Below are 17,303 nucleotides of genomic sequence, written 5' to 3'. Positions count from 1 at the left end.
TTACATTTTGTTATGCAAGCGCTTACATTGCATATGTGCTGTAGGTTCCCGACAAATCGTGCTTTTGATAGAATTTGTCTTGAGCTAGTTGCCCATCCAGAATGACAAGAAAAACCATGCCTCAAAGCGGTCACGAAAACACAGTCCCAACCCTTGCAGATGTTGCCCGACATGCGAACGTGTCCACCGCAACTGTCTCGCGGTGCCTGAACTCGCCAGAGCGGGTAGGGCAAAGCACAAGGGAACGAGTTCTGGCAGCTGTACGAGAACTTGGGTACGCGCCAAATTTCGGAGCCCAAGCCCTTGCAGCAAGGCAGACAAATACGATTGCCGCCGTGATACCGACTATGGAGAACGCTGTTTTTGCACGCGGACTACAGGCGTTTCAGGAAGAACTGGTGCGGCATGGTAAAACGCTTTTGGTTGCTTCGTCCGCCTATGATTCAGAGCTGGAAGAACAACAGGTGCGTGCGTTGGTAGCGCGGGGTGCAGATGGGTTGCTGCTGATTGGGTACGATCGCGAACCGGAAATCTATGCGTTTCTGGAAAAGCAGCGTGTACCAACTCTGATCGCCTGGTCATTTGATCCTGACCAATCCCCGCCGGCCATCGGCTTTGACAATCGGGCCGCGATGTTTGCCCTTGCCCGGCAGGTCATTGGATATGGGCATCGGCATATCGCATGTATCTCTGCTCCAACCGCTTCGAATGATCGGGCAAGGGAACGCGTTCAAGGCATTCGGGATGCCAAACAAGAGGCCGGTCAAGACCCGAATACAATGTTTCTTGTCGAGACCGCCTACGGCGTTGAAACTGGTGAAGTTGCTTTGCGCGAGGTCATGACAGCCGCACCAGAAACGACTGCCGTGATGTGCGTCAATGACGTTTTGGCGGTCGGAGCCTTACGCGCGGCTCGGGAAATGGGGCTTGAGGTGCCTAGAGACCTCTCAATTACCGGTTTTGACGATATCGAAATTGCAATGCTCGCCGAACCCGCTCTTACGACGGTACATGTCCCGCATCGCGAGATGGGGCGTCGCGCCGCTGGGATGCTGATCCAGATACTCCGTGATGCGCACAGCGGTCAAAGTGTTGAGTTGCCGACAGAAATAAGACTACGTCAATCACTCGGTCCTGCCCGCACTATTGTGTGATCCCAACCTTGAGGGCTATCTCTGGAAATCTACCCGCTCGAATCTACCAACGATGTACGACCCGGATTCGGCATGCACGGCCAATCCAACTTGAACTACTGGTGTGAGTATTTCTTAGACTAAGAGTTTATGGCTAGCAGACTAAGAAAGCTGTGAGGAAGGCCTTTGTACGCGGCTCATCCGTTGCGATGCAGAATGCCCCGAACCGGACGATGCCTGCCGCGGCAATCGGGCAAAAATTATTTTGTCGCGGCTGTCTTTCAGGTTCTGGTCACGTGGTTAACAGAGCCGAAAGTTCATTTGCCCCCTTTTTCAGGATACCCAGAAACGACATCAGGCTGTTGACGTTGTGACGTTGTGTCGGTGCATGAACCGAAAGTGTGCCCACCAATCGGCCTTGCCCATCTTGAACGGGTACTGCTAGGGCTGCCATTCCACTCATGAACTCTTCATCATCAGTGGAATAACCGTTCTGAGCGATATGTTGGATTTCCGTGCGCAATGACTGCGGATCGGTCAGGGAACTTTCAGTCTGTGGCTGCAGATTTCCTGCTGAAAGAAATCCATCCAGTGTTTTCTGCCGGAGCGTGGACAAGTACATCTTGCCGCTGGCGGTGCAATGAAAGGGAACCTGTGTCCCGACCGGTAATTGAATGCGCAAAGGCCACTTCGTCTCAACCCGGTCAAGATAGATCATGCCCTCTCGGTCAGGAATGGCGAGATTGCATGTCTCACCAACCTGCTCGGCGACACTGCGTAAGATCGCCAAACGCGCTGTGCGCAGATGCTCGGACGACATGGTGTTGACTGAAAGCAACCTTAGACGGTGCCCAGGACCGTATGAGCGGCCATCCAGATCGCGCTGCAGGAAACCTTCGGCCTCTGCTGTTTGCAATAAACGGTGGATTGTTGGTTTCGCCAGACCGAGTGTCTCGATCAGGTCCGATGGTTTGACGGCAACCCCGCGTCGCGCCACCTCCTCAAGGATGAGGAGAAGGCGCAAGTTAGTTGGGATCTGAGTTTCTTTGTCTTGTGTTTCCGTTTCGGCCATCCCGCAACAGTCTAGTTATTTGGCAGCAGGATCAAGGCCAGATCAGGTACAAGCGAGATCAAAATCCACACTGATATCAGCGCTGCTAGATAGGGCACAGTGTACCGAAGCAGACGGAAGTAGGGAACGCCAGTCACCCCTGATGCCACGTAGAGATTGAGACCGTAAGGGGGTGTGATGAAGCCAATCGAAGCGCCCACGAGGAAGATTACCGAGAAATGGATCGGATCAATCCCGACCGAGGCCGCAATCGGTGCCAGAATCGGGGCCAGGATAATCGTGACAGGCAGGCTTTCGAGTACCATGCCCGAGAAGAAAACGATCACCATCGAAGTAAACAGAACCGCATAGTAGCCACCCATCGAGGTTACGAAATCCCCAATGGTTTGCTGAGCGCCAAGCAATGACAGGATCTGCTGCATCACCACAGAAATCGCGATCAGCGGTGCGAGGATACCTGTGATCTGGGCCGAGCGGATCACGATTGAGGGGATCTCGGGGATCGTGAAGCCTTCGACGACAAACATCTCGGCATAGCTTTTTTCGGTGGGTGAGATGTCGTTCCGCGCGCCCATGATCCGATTGATCGGATAGCTGACCAACCCTGCAATAACGCAGAAGCCGACCGTCACTCCGGCTGCCTCAGTTGGTGAGAATTTGCCTGTGTATATACCCCACAACACCAGCCCGATGGCGAAGAACCCAAGCCAGGCACCGAATGCGGTCTTCAGCACCCGGTTCAGTTGCAGTGGGATCAGATGACCCCACCCGTTCATGCGGCAGATGATCCAGCAGGCGAACTGCATGCCAAAAACCATCAGCGCGCCCGGAAGGATACCCGCCACGAATAGCTCGGAAATCGGCAGGTTCATCAGGAAACCGTAGACGATAAAGATAATCGAGGGAGGAATGATGATCCCCACCGTACCGCCTGCCGCCGCCGTGGCCGCGCTGAACCGTTCGTCATAACCCCCTTTGACCATCTCAGGGTGCAGCATCGAACCGATCGTGGCGGTTGTGGCCGAGTTTGAGCCTGAGATTGCTGCGAACAATCCGCATGCCCCAAGGGATGCCATCGCCAGCCCGCCGCGTATCCAGCCCAGACAGGCATAAGCAAAATCGCTGAGACGTCTCGCGATCCCCGATTTATTGATCAGGTCTCCGGTCAGGATGAACAGCGGCATCGCCAGCAAGGCGAAACCCTTGTTGAAGACGTTTAGAAGTTCAGCACCCATGTTGTCCAGCGTCAGGCCAAGAACAAACGAACAGCCGATGACCCAATAGCCGATTACCAACAAAACCGGCACGCCCAGCATGAACAGAAAGGTGACCGCAAGAGAGATCAGTGTGACCATAGTTCCGTCTGTCATCAGTCTGCTCCGATCACGGCCTGCTTGATCAGCGGCTCGCCTGTTTTCCAGTTGTTCAGATCATCGGCAAGGTTCTGAAACACGCGCCCGACCATCAGAAAGAACGACAGCGGTGCGGCCAGAAGGAACCACCACTGCATGATATTGTCTGTACCCAGAACGATCTGAAAGTTTGATGCCGACAATGCCACCAGCCGTGTTGTGGTCACGATGACGATCACCGCAAAGATGAACCACAATATCGCGTCGAGTATCAGGCAAGCCAATTGCCCAGCCCTCGGCATTGCAGTGCGGAATTCGCTGAAGCTCAAATGTGTGCGCAGGCGGACATTGTACGACGCCCCAAACCACGCCATGACCATGAACAGCAGCGGGGGAATGGTGGTCGACCAGGGTTCCTGATCGTTGAACACAAACCGGTCGATCACGCCCCAGAAGATGATTAATGCGATCGCAAGGTAGGAATACACCATCACCGACCGTTCCAGATGACGTTCAACAAAGGGCACCGCCCGATAGATCAACATGATCACGATTCCGCCAATCGCCGAGACAATCGCGCCCAACACCCAGGCGGCGTCGGATTCCAGTGCGGATTGAATCTCGAACGAATCCTGGCTGAGAAAGGCGCTGAAAATCGCGCCGATGTCTGCCCAAAACGACATGAACCCCGTCCTCCCAGTCGGTATAAAGTTGAACCGGCCCGCTCAGGGCCGGTTCGCAACAGTCTATCAGGCTTCGCCTTTCCACCAACGGCGCGGTTCGACATTTTCCGGCAGGGTGTCGGCCGGAATCTCGCGCGCGATGTCGTAGATTTCCTGATAGGTATCAATTCCGCCTGCCCATTTGTTCAGACGTTCGCGCCACTGGGCCCAAGGCTCTGGGTTGTAGTTCGGGGCGCACATCTCTTCGGCCAGCTTGATCTGATCGTCAGCCAGGAAAGCCGGGCGCACGCCATTTTCGGCGAAGATCGTGTCCGGCAATTGCGGCTCCGAGAAGCCTACCGTATTCAGCAATGCGGCTTCATTCGCACCCTGGATCAACGCTTGAGTGAAGTAGGAAGACTCCATAACTGCGTCCTGCAATTCTCCACTCAGACCGTCAAAGACCTCGGCCGACATGGACGTATGTTCAGTGCCGCAGAAAAATTTCAGATTGACCGACTGCGAAACCACCGGCGCCATGTTGGCGTAAGCCACGGCCGAGGCCCAGGTTTCCGCCCCATCGATCAGACCTGTCTTAAGCGCATCCAGTGTCTCTTCCCAAGCCACCGGGACTGGGTTCAGATTCAGCAATTGCATTGCAATCCGGCCCAACTGCGTACCCGTCACGCGGTTCTTGGTACCAAACAACTCTTCCAGTTTGGTGACGGTCGGCTTGTCGGCAAAGGTCGAACCCATTTGCAGGCCGCGTAGCTCACAATGGGTAAACAGGAACTTCAACCCGTGCCGTTTTTCCAGCGGATCGCGCAGGATGCGCTGGCTCGCCGGGCTATAGAAGAAGTGATACTGCGCCGCGCGGCTGGGGAACATATAGGCATAGTCCAGCACGTTCAGATAAGGTGCGCCTCCGGCCGAGTTCTGAGTTGAGGCAGCATAAATATCGACGATTCCCTGTTGGGTCTTTTCGACACAGCTCAGCTGGCCGCAGATCTGGTTGTCGCCGATGAATTCGATGCGAATCTCGCCGTCCGTGCGTTCTTCCAGGTCGCGCGCGAACTCGATTGCGCCGGCGCGCTCAATCAACAGGTTGCGGGTGTTGAAGCCCGACGCGCCGAATTTCAGCGTGTGCTTCGGCTCTTTCGAAAAGCGCTTCTCATAGGTGGATTCGGCGGCCTGCGCCAGATTCGCCAGACTCATCGCGCCGCCGAACCCGCCTGCCGCCAGCAGTGTCGAGCTCATGCCGTAACGCCCGGCCACGCGGAAGAAATCTCGCCGTGAAATACCACTTAGTTTCCGTCCGATCTCCATTGCTTACCTCCCTGATCGCAATTATTGAGACGTTTTGTATCAAAAAAGGCTAGTATAATTCTTGCATCTTGCATAGAGTTTTTTTCAGCGACGTTGGAAGGAGGCGGTCATGGAGGTGGATTATGCAGTTGTTGGCGCAGGATCGTCGGGCTGTGTCATTGCCAATCGGTTGAGCGCAGACCCCAACACAACTGTTGCGCTGCTCGAAGCAGGTGGCCGCGATACCAACCCGTGGATTCACATCCCCGTCGGCTATTTCAAAACGATGCATAACCCCTCAGTTGACTGGTGCTATCGCACTGAGCCCGACCCCGGCCTTAACGGTCGATCCATCGACTGGCCACGGGGCAAGGTGCTGGGTGGCTCATCCTCGCTGAACGGGTTGCTCTATGTGCGTGGCCAGAAGGAAGATTACGACCGCTGGCGGCAAATGGGCAACGAGGGTTGGGGCTGGGACGATGTGCTACCCCTGTTCAAACGCTGTGAGGATCAAGAGCGCGGCGAGGATGAATATCATGGCGTCGATGGCCCCTTGTCAGTGTCCAACATGCGCATTCAGCGCCCGATCTGCGATGCCTGGGTCGCGGCGGCACAGGCCGCCGGTTACCCGTTCAACCCAGATTATAACGGGGCCGAGCAAGAAGGTGTGGGTTACTTCCAACTGACCACGCGCAATGGCCGCCGCTGTAGCGCCGCCGTCGCCTATCTCAAGCCCATTCGCAGTCGTCAGAACCTCAACATCATCACCAAAGCGCTTGTGTCGCGTGTGGTTCTGGATGGGAAAAAAGTAACCGGGCTGGTCTACCGGGATCGTTCTGGTGCCGAGCAAACCCTGACAGTTCGGCGCGAGGTCATCCTGTCCGGTGGGGCGATCAACTCTCCCCAAATCCTGATGTTGTCAGGGATCGGAGAGCCGGATCATCTAAAGGAAAATGGTATCAAACCGCTGCACGCCCTGCCGGGTGTTGGCAAAGGTCTTCAGGATCACTTGCAGGCGCGGCTGGTGTTCAAATGCAATGAGCCCACACTGAATGACGAAGTTCGCAGCCTGTTCAATCAGGCGCGAATCGCGCTGAAATACGCACTATTCCGTGCGGGTCCGATGACAATGGCCGCCAGCCTTGCGACTGGTTTCATGAAAACCCGGCCCGATGTTGAGACGCCCGACATTCAGTTCCACGTGCAACCCTGGTCCGCCGACAGCCCAGGCGAAGGCGTGCATCCGTTTTCGGCCTTCACGATGTCGGTCTGCCAACTGCGTCCGGAAAGTCGGGGAGAGCTGCGCCTGAACGGACCGGACCCATCCGAACATGTCAAGATCATCCCGAACTATCTGTCCACTGAAACGGACTGCCGAACCATTGTCGACGGCGTGAACATCGCGCGCGGGATTGCCAAACAAAACCCTCTGGCCTCGAAGATTTCAGAAGAGTTTCGACCAACTGCAGAGCTGAGCTGCGAAGATTATGAAGGCACTCTGGATTGGGCCAGATCGAACAGCGTGTCGATCTACCACCCAACCGGCACCTGCGCGATGGGGAACGCCGAGACGTCTGTTGTCGACGCAAGACTAAAGGTACACGGTATTTCGAACCTGCGGGTCGCTGATTGTTCGATCATGCCGGAAATCGTCAGCGGCAACACCAACGCACCAGCGATCATGATTGGCGAAAAGGCAAGCGACCTGATAAAGGCGGATGCTTGAGAAATCTGCCATCGTATCTGATCGCCTGATCCCTACAGTATCAATAGATCAGTGCGTCAATCGCCTCAAAAACGATCTGGCGCTGTGCCGGTGGTTGGAACCTGCATTCGCTTTGCGACCGCTTTGTCTTGTGACTAAACGAAGTCTGGTAACCGAACCTCGGATGATATTGCGTTAGCAAATAGTCCTAACCGCAACTCCAACTTTCTTTTGACCTCCCCCGCGTTTCGGCCGGCTCAAAGTCGATCTTTGCTGCCTACATGAATGTCTCAGGCAGCTCCCTTTGGCTAACATTCACGAATTCCAAAACGACACGCTACCCACGTGCTAATGACGTGCCAGCAGGGAACTCATAATAAAGTCTTCAGCGCACACAATGATCCCGGTCATGGGCATTTCTGACAGCACACTACGATATGCACTGCCTTCCAGAACTTCGATCACCAGTTGTGACGCCTGAAGGGGATCCGGAACGGCGCGCAATTCACCGCCAGTAATTCCTCGCTTCACTACGGCTTCCAGGGCCTCAGTCAAACTCGACCGGTTCTCGACGAACAGCTGCGCGATGTCCGGTTGACGAACTGCTTCGCTCGAAATTTCCAATGTTAAAATAACGTTTTCCGGCGCAGCAAGGTATTTTGCGTAGGCCTTGATGAACTTTCTTATGACTTTGGGCGCGGGCGCATCTGAGTTCAGGATTTTCAGAAACGGCTCCATCTCGTGGCGTTCAAGTATTGCGATTTCTACAAGCACATCATGTTTGCCGCGAAAATGATTATAGAGATTTCCAAGGCTGACGCCCGCCCGCGCAGCGATATCGCGGACGCCTGTCTGATGATAGCCCCGCTCAAGGAAACACATAACTGCGGCCTCCAAAATCTGGTTGCGACGCTTGGCTGTTGCCTTTTCCCGGATTGATTCCGGCTTCTTGGTGTCATCGGACATTTTTTCAACTTAATATTGAACGAACGATCGTTCATAGTATATGACACTCTATCGAATGCCACAAGGTGCAATGGATTCGGCGGCACAGGAAAGACTGGTCTATGACAGACAAAACTTTGGAAACTCGGCAAAGACCGACCCGGCGATGGCTTTGGATTGGACTATCGTTGGCACTGTTTGTAGCGATCGTCATCCTCCTGTTTGATACAGAAGATACAATTGATGTTCAGGCAACAACGACCTCACCTCCGCCACCGATCATCTCGGTCGTCACGGTTGCTTCAGCAACCGTACAAGCGCAGGTTTCGGCGTTCGCCGAAGTTCGGCCTCGGTGGGATGCCAAGCTGCGATCTGCTGTGTCCGGGCGCATCATTGCAGTGCACAACGCCGCTTTGGCAGGGACTAAGGTGGAACGGGGTGCCCCTTTGTTTTCAATCGAAAATGCACCTTATCAAAGCGCCGTTGCAGCCGCTGAGATGGAGCTTGAGCAAGCGGAACTGGCGTTATTGCGCGCGCAGAACAAAGTGACAGTCGCGCAACGACAGTTTGACCGGGATGAAACAGAACCGCCAAACGAACTGGCTGTGAATCTACCGCAATTGCGCATTGCCGAGAAATCCGTTGCAGCTGCGCAGGCACGGCTGAATGCGGCGCGAAATGAACTGAAGGACGCGGAGGTTGTCGCCCCTTTTTCGGGATTTGTAACCCATCGCTTTGCCAGCCTGGGCCAGACGGTCAACCCAGGCGATGCCCTGATACACCTTTCGGACGACCAGCAATTCGAACTGGTCGCCGAGTTTAGTCAGGCGGACTGGGCGTTGTTGGATCATCCGATCTCTGGCGCCACTGCTGATCTGACACAGCGCTCGGGCGGAGCGTTGGGGCGGGCTCAAGTCCGGCGTGGAGGAGGGTTTCTGGATCAAGACACACGGCAGGTGCGGGTCTTTCTGGATGTCACAAAGCCCGATGAACGCATACTCGCCGGAGACTTCCTGCAGGTTCACATTCCCGGACGCCGGATCTCGGACACATTAACCCTACCCGAAAGCGTCCTGACCCGTGCGGGATACATTTGGCTTGTAGACGATAAGGACCAATTGCAGAGGCTTAGCCCGAACATCCTGTTCCGCAGCGAAAGTACAGTGACGGTATCGGCTCCCGAAGGGACCGGCCCGTGGCGCGTGGCCAAAACACCTTTGGCCTCGTTTCTACCGGGTCAGCGGGTGACGCCGCAATCAGATGGGGGCTGAGCCATGCATGCTCTGACATCCTGGTTTATCCGAAATCCGGTCGCTGCCAATCTGATGATGGCACTGATCCTATTTCTTGGGGTGCAAACGCTGCTGAACATTCGGATCGAAGGCTTCCCCCGCATTCCGCCGGAAAGTGTTACAATCGCGATCGAGTTTCCGGACGCCACAGCCGAACAGGTTGATGAATTGGTGACCCAGAAAGTTGAGCAGGCCCTCGAAGGTTTGGAGGGCGTGCGTAGTGTGACATCACGATCCCAAAATGACCTAAGTGTCGTGACTGTCCGCCGCGCAGGTGGCCAGAAACTACAAGCCGTCCTGGATCGTGTCCGTATTCGGATCGACGGCTTGACTGATCTGCCTGATACTGCGCGCCGACCCGTGATCGAAGCCTCGGGTTTCGATTTCCCGGCGCTGTATCTGAACTTGTTCGGAGAAACAGACCCCGCCACATTGCAGAGCTTGGCGCAACGCCTGAAAGAAGAGTTGCTGGCGCAACCGGAATTGTCGCGGTTGCAAATCTGGGGCCTGATACCGCGTGAATTACGCATCGAAATCGACCCGGCGTTGCTGCGCCACTATGGGTTGACGGTTTCGGATGTGACCCGCGCCATCGAAGGGAATTCGCTGGCCTTTCAGGCAGGTCGTCTGAGGACTGATGGCGGTACGATTTATCTGCGGGCCGATGACAGGGCGAAATACGTGCCGGAATACGCAGCTCTGCCGATCATCGAACGTGACGACGGGTCCTATGTGCCTTTGGGCGATATTGCCAAAATCGAAGACGGGTTTCAGGACGGCGAGTATTTGTTTCGCCTGAACGGCAAACCAACCGTAGGGATGGAGGTTCTGGTCGGGCAGAAGGAAAACCTGCTGGAGATCAGTGATGTCGTGCGCAGCACGATTGACGAGTTCAGCCGACAGCTGCCGTCGCAGGTTCAGGTCGAGGTTTGGGGTGATAGCGCTGGCTACATCTCGGACCGTCTGGCGCTGTTGCGCTCAAACGGGGTGCAGGGTTTGATCCTTGTGACCCTGATGCTGTCGATTTTCCTGAACGTGCGTTTGGCCTTCTGGGTTGCCATGGGCATTCCCGTTTCGGTCATGGGGGCGCTTGCTGTCTCGGGCTCGAAATGGGTGGACTATTCGCTGAACGATGTCACGACTTTTGGTCTGATCATTGCCTTGGGAGTTCTGGTCGATGATGCCGTTGTAGTCGGCGAAAGCGTTTTTGAAGAACGCCGCAAGGGGAAGGACCCGATTAGGGACACGGAACGCGGCGTGCATCGCGTGGCTCTTGCGACCGTCTTTGGCGTGCTGACCACAATCGCAGCCTTTTTCCCGATGCTGTTGATCGACAATCCGCTGGGCAAGGTACTTGCCGGGTTCGCGGGCATCGTGATCCTGACGCTGATCTTTTCGCTTATCGAAAGCAAATTCATCCTGCCCGCCCATCTGGCGCAGGTTTCGATGCGGCAAGAGCGTCGATACTTGCCGACCCGCTTGTGGGGGCGGGTACAGGATTCTGCGCAGGGCGGGTTGTACTGGGTGCGGGATTGCATCTACCAGCCTTTGCTCGTCGCGGCGGTGCGTCAGCGCTACGCTGTGCTGATCTTGTTCATTGCCGCCGCAACGCTGGGGCTTGGCCTGATGTACAAGGGCAAGGTCAGGACGGTGTTCTTTCCCGAGGTGCCCGGTCAGGTCATCACGATGAACCTGGAAATGGATGCCCGCTCCCCCTTTGCACTGACCCGCACGAACGTGAATCGGATCGAAGCCGTGTTGAACGAGCTGAACGTCGAGCTTGCAGAAGAGGCGAGTATGTCTGCTCCACCCGTTCAGACAGTATTCACCATCATCAACAGCGCTGGAAATGCCCAAATTTTCGCTGAAATGATCCCGGTAGCTGAGCGTCCGAATGTCCCGATCCTTTCCGTGGTCCGCGAATGGCGCGACCGGGTCGGTGCGGTCGAGGGCGTCACCGAGTTGGAGTTCACCGGATCGGAAACGCTTGCCGGAGGGTTCCGAATCCGGTTGGCGTCAAAAGACGAAGACCTTCTGCAGCAAGCCAGCGCCGAAATGAAAGGTTTCCTGTCGAACATCGAGGGCGTGGCAAATGTAAGGGATGGGTTGGTGGGCGGCCAACCTGAACTGAAACTCCGCCTGCGCCCGGACGCGCGGCACCTTGGTTTTAACGCCGACGCTCTGGCCAGACAGATTGGCTATGGGTTCGGCGGGGCCGAGGTGACCAAGGTCAGACGCGATGGGTCCGAAGTCCGCGTAGTCGTACAGAACGCGCGTGAAAACCGCGATACGTTGGCGGATCTGGTGCAGACCCGGTTGCGCAGCGCATCCGGCGCCTGGGTGCCGCTTGAGACCGTCGCCGAAATCGAGGGCACCTATGCCTCTGGCACTATCGATCGCCGTGACGGCAAGCGCATGAACATCGTAGCCGCGTCCATCGACCGCGACCTTGTTGCTCCCGAAGAGGTGGGGCAGGCGGTGTTCGAGCAACTGGTCCCGAAACTCCGTGCCAAATATCCCAGCGTAACCGTCCTGCCGGCCGGTGAACTGGAAGAGATGGCCGATATAAGCGATGGCCTGAAGCGCGCGCTGTTGCTGGCAGCCGTTCTGATCTATGTGCTGATGGCCGTGCCGTTGAAAAGCTATTGGCAGCCTTTTGTCATTCTGGCCATCGTGCCATTCGGCTTTATCGCAGCCGCCGTCGGGCACCTGATCATGGATGTCTCACTGTCGCTGTTTTCGTTCTTCGGTATGCTTGCTCTGACCGGTGTGATTGTGAACGACAGTCTGGTCATGATCACCCGCTACAATCAGGCGCGAGAGGAAGGTCAGCCCGTGAATCTGGCGCTGAGAAGCGCAGGCATTGGACGTTTCAAGGCGATCTTTCTGACCACCGCAACTACAGTGATTGGTCTGCTGCCTTTGCTGACCGAAACCTCTGAGCAAGCGCAGTATCTGATCCCTGCGGCAATCTCTTTAGCTTTTGGAGAACTCTTCGGCACAGCCCTCATGCTGCTGCTGGTGCCGGTGCTGATCGCCATCACCGAGGATGTCATTGCCATTTTCAAGTCACCCCTTCCGCAGCCTTCTGAAGAAAGGACAAAGCCATGATACGGAACCTTCTAGCCCCTGCATTCGCCGTAGTAACGCTTGCGACACCGGCCTCCGCCGAGGGTCTGAATGTGACTGTGGACGGCATCCGCAACGCCAAGGGCAACATCGTGATCCTTGTATTCGATAACGCGCGCGCCTTTGACAGTTTGGATGTCTGGAGCGCCATTGACTACGCCCAGATACCGTCACGTAAAGGCAGCGTCAGCCATGAGTTTTCTGACCTGAACGCGGGCCCATACGCTGTGCTGTTGTTTCATGACGAAAACAAGGACGATGACCTGAACATGACTGAGACAAAACTGTTGGAGGGGCTGGGTTCAACAAGTGCCTCAGACCCTCAGGACGAGCCGGATTTCAAGGCTGCCTCGGTCTGGCCGGGCGATGTGCGTGTTCGCATTCACTATGATCAGTAATTCGACATGCTGACAGATCGAAAACTGACAATCGGCACGCTTCTGAGTGTGTTCCGCTGGCGCGTAGGGCTTACGTGGTTCCTGATCCTGGTTGAAACTGCCCTGACGGTTCTGATTCCGCTGTTCGTCGGCTTCGCCATAGATGGATTGCTGAGCGAAGATTTTGAGCCCTTTGTGCAGTTAGGTGCGCTCATGGTTGCCCTCACTATGATCAGCGTGATCCGGCGGATTTACGATACACGTGTCTACGGTATGATCCGTGTCGAATTGGGCAAGGCGCTTGCCGCGCGGTTTTCAAATCTTCCAATTTCGTCGCTGAACGCCCGGATCGGCATGGGGCGCGAACTGGCCGACTTTCTTGAAGAGATCCTGCCATCGGCAATCGCGGGGGTGGTGCAGTTCGTCGTATCAGCAATTTTGCTGTTTTACTTCTCGCCAGTTCTGGCCCTGTCTGCCTGTGGAGTTCTTGTCGGAATGATATCTGTGTACGCTCTGTTTCATTCGACGTTTTGGCAATGGAACCGTGCGCTGAATGAGCAAATGGAGCATCAGATCAGTGTTCTGGAACAACGACGTGACCGTCCGGTTTTCGTCCACCTGAGTAAACTGCGCCGGTTCGAAGTAAAGCTCTCGGATACCGAAGCCGTTCTGTATGGCGTAATCTTCATTCTGTTAATAGGTCTGCTCCTATTCAACCTGTGGTTCGCGACCCAAAACCTGGATGCGACACCGGGCATGTTATTTTCGATTATCAGCTATTCGTGGGAGTTTGCGGAAGCCGCACTTGCTTTGCCCGTCACCTTACAATCCTGGTCTCGCCTGTCAGAAATTACGACCAGGTTGCAGAGCGATTGATCAGGCTTGCATACCATAAATGGCGTGATACGGGATTTGTAATCAGGAAGTAACCAGTCCATTCCGGTCGTGCGCAGCCTAGCTAAAGGAGGGGTAAGAAGAGCTGATAAACTAGAGCTTTGTGAATTCAGACAAAGCCTGCAACGGGCGCAGTATGACTGAAGATCGGGCGTCGCGCTGTAATCGTTCGATGAGCTTCTTGAATATGGCCGGATTTCAATAGCAGATTCAGGTAAGTCAGCTCCAAAAGGTCACGCTGTGCGCGGCTGCCACCCAGACGAGCGTGATCAGCCATGACCGGAGTCAGCTGTTGCAGCGCATCCGTCCAATCTTGTCGCGCAATCGCACCCCAAGCACGTGCCACCGGGCGAACAAGATCTGCCGCAAAACCCAAGCTTGTTTCGGTCAGAACCGCAAGGCGTTCTCCTTCCCCTGCCATTGCATGAGCCAGCGCGCCATGTATGTCCGCAAAACTCATGCCTGGTTTTGGAAAAAACCGTGATGCGTATTCGCTCAGGTCGCGCCAAAGTTTGGGCGCAACTGTTAGACCCGCAATTTCAGTGCGGTGCAAAAGTGCAGCAGCATCGGTTAGAACATTTATCGGCAACGAATAGGACGCTGCGGGTGCGATAGCTCCCTCGTAAATCGTCCATAGCTCAGCCTCATCCCCTTGCTCCAAGGCCCACAGAGCGCGATGCCAACTTAAGTGGCCGTGCAATACCGAGCGCACATCATAATCCGCGATCCAGTCGGCAAGGTATGCGCGACCGGCCTCTCCATAACCTTGCTCGTAGAGCGTGTGCGCTTTGAAGTGTGACGCGTTTGCATTGGTGTTGTTCAAAGCGAGCGAGCCGTCCATCATGGACATGGCCTCATCAAGCCGCCCAACTTCGCACAGCGCCTGACCGTGTACGCTCATAACCCACCAGTCTTCGCCCAAGGCATCAAATAATTTGGTCGTGTAGGCAAGTTGCGTGCTTTCCCGACCAGGCTCACCCGATGTTCCAATCAAACCGAAAATGTTGGTACAGATCTGCGCGACAAGGACATCGCGGGGGTGATGAGCAGCGTGCTTCAGAACTGCGCTTCGTGCCTGTAAGACACGTCCCTGAAGCAAGAGATCGAATACCGCAAGATGACCCTCCTCGCGCTCAGTCAACCCAGATGCGCAGGCGCGGGCCGACGCCATTGCCTCTTGAGCGCCAGACATATCGTTTTCATACATTCGAGCTCGAGCAAGCCCAACGTGACCGAGGGCGAAGCCGGGATCGGCCGTGATGGCGGCGAAAAAAGCTTCGCTTGCACCAAACGTTGCTGCAAGGATGTGATCAAGCCCCGCGACATAGGCGTCCCGCGCCTCTGGCAGGCCGGTCGTCAGCGTCAGTCCATACCGGTCAACCAGCATCTCCATACTCCCACTTTCGTCAGCATACTCAAACGTGCGTGCTCGCAACTGCCCAACGCTAGCACAAAAAGCGAAACCATAAGCACTATTGTGGATAATCGATTGCTATAAGGATCGAACCATCGGTTAACGGGCTGGCCTTCTGGCCTTCACGGCTGATTGAAAAGATATTGATTGAACCAAGCGTGCCTCATAGCCTTTCTTTGCCAATAGGGTTGTCCGAAGGAGGCACAGCGATGAGGTGCACATTGCCTACCAAGTATATGGCGATGGCTTTCTCGCTACGTTTGACGGACCCGGCCAGGCGATCCATCGTGGCAAGGCGATTGGCGATGCCATTTCCAAGCTGAATCTGGAAGTTCGCATAGGGTTTCACACAGGCGAGGTCGAAGTTTCTTTGCATTATGTGCGCGGAGTTTCCGTTAACACTGCAGCGCGTATCTCTGAATTGGGCGGAGGCGGCGACATCGTCGTTTCCAGAACAGTAAAAGATCTGGTGGCTGGGTCCGGTCTGGACTTCGAAAGTCTTGTAACAAAAGAACTGAAGGGCTTATCCGAAGACTGGCAAGTTTATAAAGCGGTCTAAAGGCATCTCTAGCCATTCCACCCAACAGCTTTCGGAAGTCACAAATTAAACATCAAATGATGACGGCGGGAGGGGTCGAGCAGACCTTCATTAGCCATAAATTGTGGTTTTCACCCAATCAATATGAACGGCGGATTTGGCCTCAAAGCCGCCGAATAGCAGCATGCTAGCCACCTCGGCACGAATGCTTCGGAGCTGGGCATCGCCTAATGTGTAACCGCTCTTTGAACGTCCGACATCGTTGATCCATTTGCCAAACGCATACTTTTTAGCCAATTTGCGACAATGGAGTTTCTCGACGTCAGCCACAACAGTTTCCTCGTCGCCATGTCCTGCATTGTTGCCTTCGTGGCAGGGTTTACAGGATTGTCGATGACGCGAGATCTTTCGACGAAGCCGGTCTTTGAAAAGAAGGCCTCGGTGGCTCTTGCAGCTGTTTCGCTTGGCGGTGGAATCTGGGCCATGCACTTCGTGGCCATGCTCGGGCTTCAGATGCCGATCCTGTTCTATTACGACGCTGCAATCACACTTGTGTCTGCGCTTGTCGCGATCCTGCTCGTCGGAGCTGCGCTTATTCTGTTGCATTTCACCGAACGCAACCGCGCCACGATTGCGATGGCAGGAGGCGTTGTTGGGTTGGGCATCTTGGCGATGCACTATATTGGAATGGCTGGCCTGGAGCTTTGCCGGGCAGTGTATACGCCCAGTGGCGTCATCTTGTCCTCGATTGCTGCAATAGCGCTTTGTATGCTGGCTTTCGCGATTGCCTACGGGCAGCGAACAAACAGAAACATTTTGCTGGGCACTTTGTGTTTTGCAGCGGCGGTTTGCACCGTTCATTTTCTTGCTCTGGCGAGCACCCGTTTCGTCGCGGTGCCAAGTGGGGTTGAGTTTGGCCCGTTGATGAGCAATGAGACGCTGGCCATTGGCGTAATCCTGTTCAGTTTCATCATATTTGGTGCTTGCTTGTGGGTCAGCGTGACCTACCTGCCAGGACCTTCGAGGAAAGACCCGGAGCCAACAGAAGCGACCGTGGATGTAAAACCATTGCTGCAAATTCCTTGCGAACGGGATGGTGGAAAGGTCTTCATCTCTGCCGAAGATGTTCTGTTTTTGCGCGCGGATGGGCACTACACCCAAGTTTACACCGAAACGGATCGGTTGTTTTGTGTCTGGCCAGTGACCGAGGCCGCCAAGCGATTGGTGCCCACCGGATTTCTCCAGACCCACCGCAGCTACCTTGTCAATCCTCAGCGCGTGGCGCGGTTTGAGCGTACCAAAGATAAGGGTCGATGCCTGTTCGACGGGGATGGTTTACCACCCGCGCCGGTCAGTCGATCCAAACTCAAGACGGTTCAGGATGCGCTTGCATCGCAGGTGGGCGCAATTCGTGCGACCTAGGGCGCATTTCGTGCAAAATACCTGTTTTTTGTTGATTTCCTGAAGCGTCGCCATCCAAGCGCA

At 55.3% G+C, this 17,303-nt stretch carries 15 protein-coding genes; 8 read left to right on the top strand and 7 right to left on the bottom strand.

Annotated features, from left to right (window positions below; all coding sequences use genetic code 11):
- The first annotated feature begins 101 nt into the window (after positions 1-101).
- Positions 102-1,154, top strand: a complete 1,053-nt coding sequence (locus tag ACR0A1_RS09880) for a LacI family DNA-binding transcriptional regulator (protein ID WP_480567412.1) — start codon at positions 102-104, stop codon at positions 1,152-1,154.
- A 271-nt stretch (positions 1,155-1,425) separates the two neighbouring features.
- Here the strand turns inward: ACR0A1_RS09880 and ACR0A1_RS09875 are convergent, their stop codons facing one another.
- From ACR0A1_RS09875 to ACR0A1_RS09860, 4 genes are all read right to left on the bottom strand, one after another.
- Complete coding sequence (locus ACR0A1_RS09875; protein ID WP_170661686.1) at positions 1,426-2,205, bottom strand: IclR family transcriptional regulator; 780 nt, start codon at positions 2,203-2,205, stop codon at positions 1,426-1,428.
- An 11-nt stretch (positions 2,206-2,216) separates the two neighbouring features.
- Positions 2,217-3,575, bottom strand: a complete 1,359-nt coding sequence (locus tag ACR0A1_RS09870; RefSeq protein ID WP_170594355.1) for a TRAP transporter large permease — start codon at positions 3,573-3,575, stop codon at positions 2,217-2,219.
- Positions 3,575-4,240, bottom strand: a complete 666-nt coding sequence (locus ACR0A1_RS09865; protein ID WP_170392533.1) for a TRAP transporter small permease — start codon at positions 4,238-4,240, stop codon at positions 3,575-3,577. Before ACR0A1_RS09865 ends, ACR0A1_RS09870 begins: the two co-directional genes overlap by 1 nt.
- Before the next feature lie 66 nt (positions 4,241-4,306).
- Positions 4,307-5,545, bottom strand: a complete 1,239-nt coding sequence (locus tag ACR0A1_RS09860) for a TRAP transporter substrate-binding protein (protein ID WP_170402109.1) — start codon at positions 5,543-5,545, stop codon at positions 4,307-4,309.
- 109 nt (positions 5,546-5,654) lie between these two features.
- Here ACR0A1_RS09860 and ACR0A1_RS09855 point away from each other — a divergent pair, with 109 nt between their 5' ends.
- Positions 5,655-7,250 (top strand): GMC family oxidoreductase N-terminal domain-containing protein, encoded by a 1,596-nt coding sequence (locus tag ACR0A1_RS09855; RefSeq protein WP_170512808.1) that lies wholly within the window; start codon positions 5,655-5,657, stop codon positions 7,248-7,250.
- Positions 7,251-7,577: 327 nt separating this feature from the next.
- Here the strand turns inward: ACR0A1_RS09855 and ACR0A1_RS09850 are convergent, their stop codons facing one another.
- Positions 7,578-8,195 carry a TetR/AcrR family transcriptional regulator gene (locus tag ACR0A1_RS09850; protein ID WP_170512806.1) on the bottom strand — a complete coding sequence of 206 codons (618 nt, stop codon included), beginning with the start codon at positions 8,193-8,195 and terminating at the stop codon, positions 7,578-7,580.
- 101 nt (positions 8,196-8,296) lie between these two features.
- Here ACR0A1_RS09850 and ACR0A1_RS09845 point away from each other — a divergent pair, with 101 nt between their 5' ends.
- From ACR0A1_RS09845 to ACR0A1_RS09830, 4 genes are read left to right on the top strand one after another with little or no spacing between them, the layout of a single operon-like run.
- Complete coding sequence (locus ACR0A1_RS09845; RefSeq protein WP_480867283.1) at positions 8,297-9,445, top strand: efflux RND transporter periplasmic adaptor subunit; 1,149 nt, start codon at positions 8,297-8,299, stop codon at positions 9,443-9,445.
- A gap of 3 nt (positions 9,446-9,448) precedes the next feature.
- Positions 9,449-12,577, top strand: coding sequence for an efflux RND transporter permease subunit (locus ACR0A1_RS09840; RefSeq protein ID WP_480867281.1), 3,129 nt, complete (start codon positions 9,449-9,451; stop codon positions 12,575-12,577).
- Positions 12,574-12,993, top strand: a complete 420-nt coding sequence (locus ACR0A1_RS09835) for a DUF2141 domain-containing protein (RefSeq protein ID WP_480867279.1) — start codon at positions 12,574-12,576, stop codon at positions 12,991-12,993. The genes ACR0A1_RS09840 and ACR0A1_RS09835 overlap by 4 nt, the downstream gene beginning before the upstream one ends.
- 6 nt (positions 12,994-12,999) lie before the next feature.
- Positions 13,000-13,848, top strand: coding sequence for an ABC transporter six-transmembrane domain-containing protein (locus ACR0A1_RS09830; RefSeq protein ID WP_480867277.1), 849 nt, complete (start codon positions 13,000-13,002; stop codon positions 13,846-13,848).
- Between the two features lie 127 nt (positions 13,849-13,975).
- Here ACR0A1_RS09830 and ACR0A1_RS09825 read toward each other — a convergent pair whose 3' ends face one another.
- Positions 13,976-15,253, bottom strand: a complete 1,278-nt coding sequence (locus ACR0A1_RS09825) for a tetratricopeptide repeat protein (RefSeq protein WP_480867275.1) — start codon at positions 15,251-15,253, stop codon at positions 13,976-13,978.
- A 241-nt stretch (positions 15,254-15,494) separates the two neighbouring features.
- Here ACR0A1_RS09825 and ACR0A1_RS09820 point away from each other — a divergent pair, with 241 nt between their 5' ends.
- A complete protein-coding gene (locus ACR0A1_RS09820; RefSeq protein WP_480867273.1) occupies positions 15,495-15,839 on the top strand; it encodes an adenylate/guanylate cyclase domain-containing protein in 345 nt (114 codons plus the stop codon).
- 90 nt (positions 15,840-15,929) lie between these two features.
- Here the strand turns inward: ACR0A1_RS09820 and ACR0A1_RS09815 are convergent, their stop codons facing one another.
- Entirely contained in the window at positions 15,930-16,148 is a 219-nt protein-coding gene (locus ACR0A1_RS09815; protein WP_480867271.1) for a hypothetical protein, read from the bottom strand.
- On the opposite strand from ACR0A1_RS09815, the gene ACR0A1_RS09810 reads away from it, so the two are divergent.
- On the top strand, positions 16,125-17,240 hold the full coding sequence (locus ACR0A1_RS09810) for an MHYT domain-containing protein (protein ID WP_170420487.1): 1,116 nt from the start codon (positions 16,125-16,127) through the stop codon (positions 17,238-17,240). The two genes, ACR0A1_RS09815 and ACR0A1_RS09810, sit on opposite strands and share 24 nt — an antisense overlap.
- Positions 17,241-17,303: the final 63 nt, after the last annotated feature.

It is taken from the genome of Ruegeria sp. D6 (genome assembly GCF_056534365.1).
The sequence above is the reverse complement of the archived record's forward strand: the minus strand, read 5'-3'. Positions and strand labels throughout refer to the sequence as shown.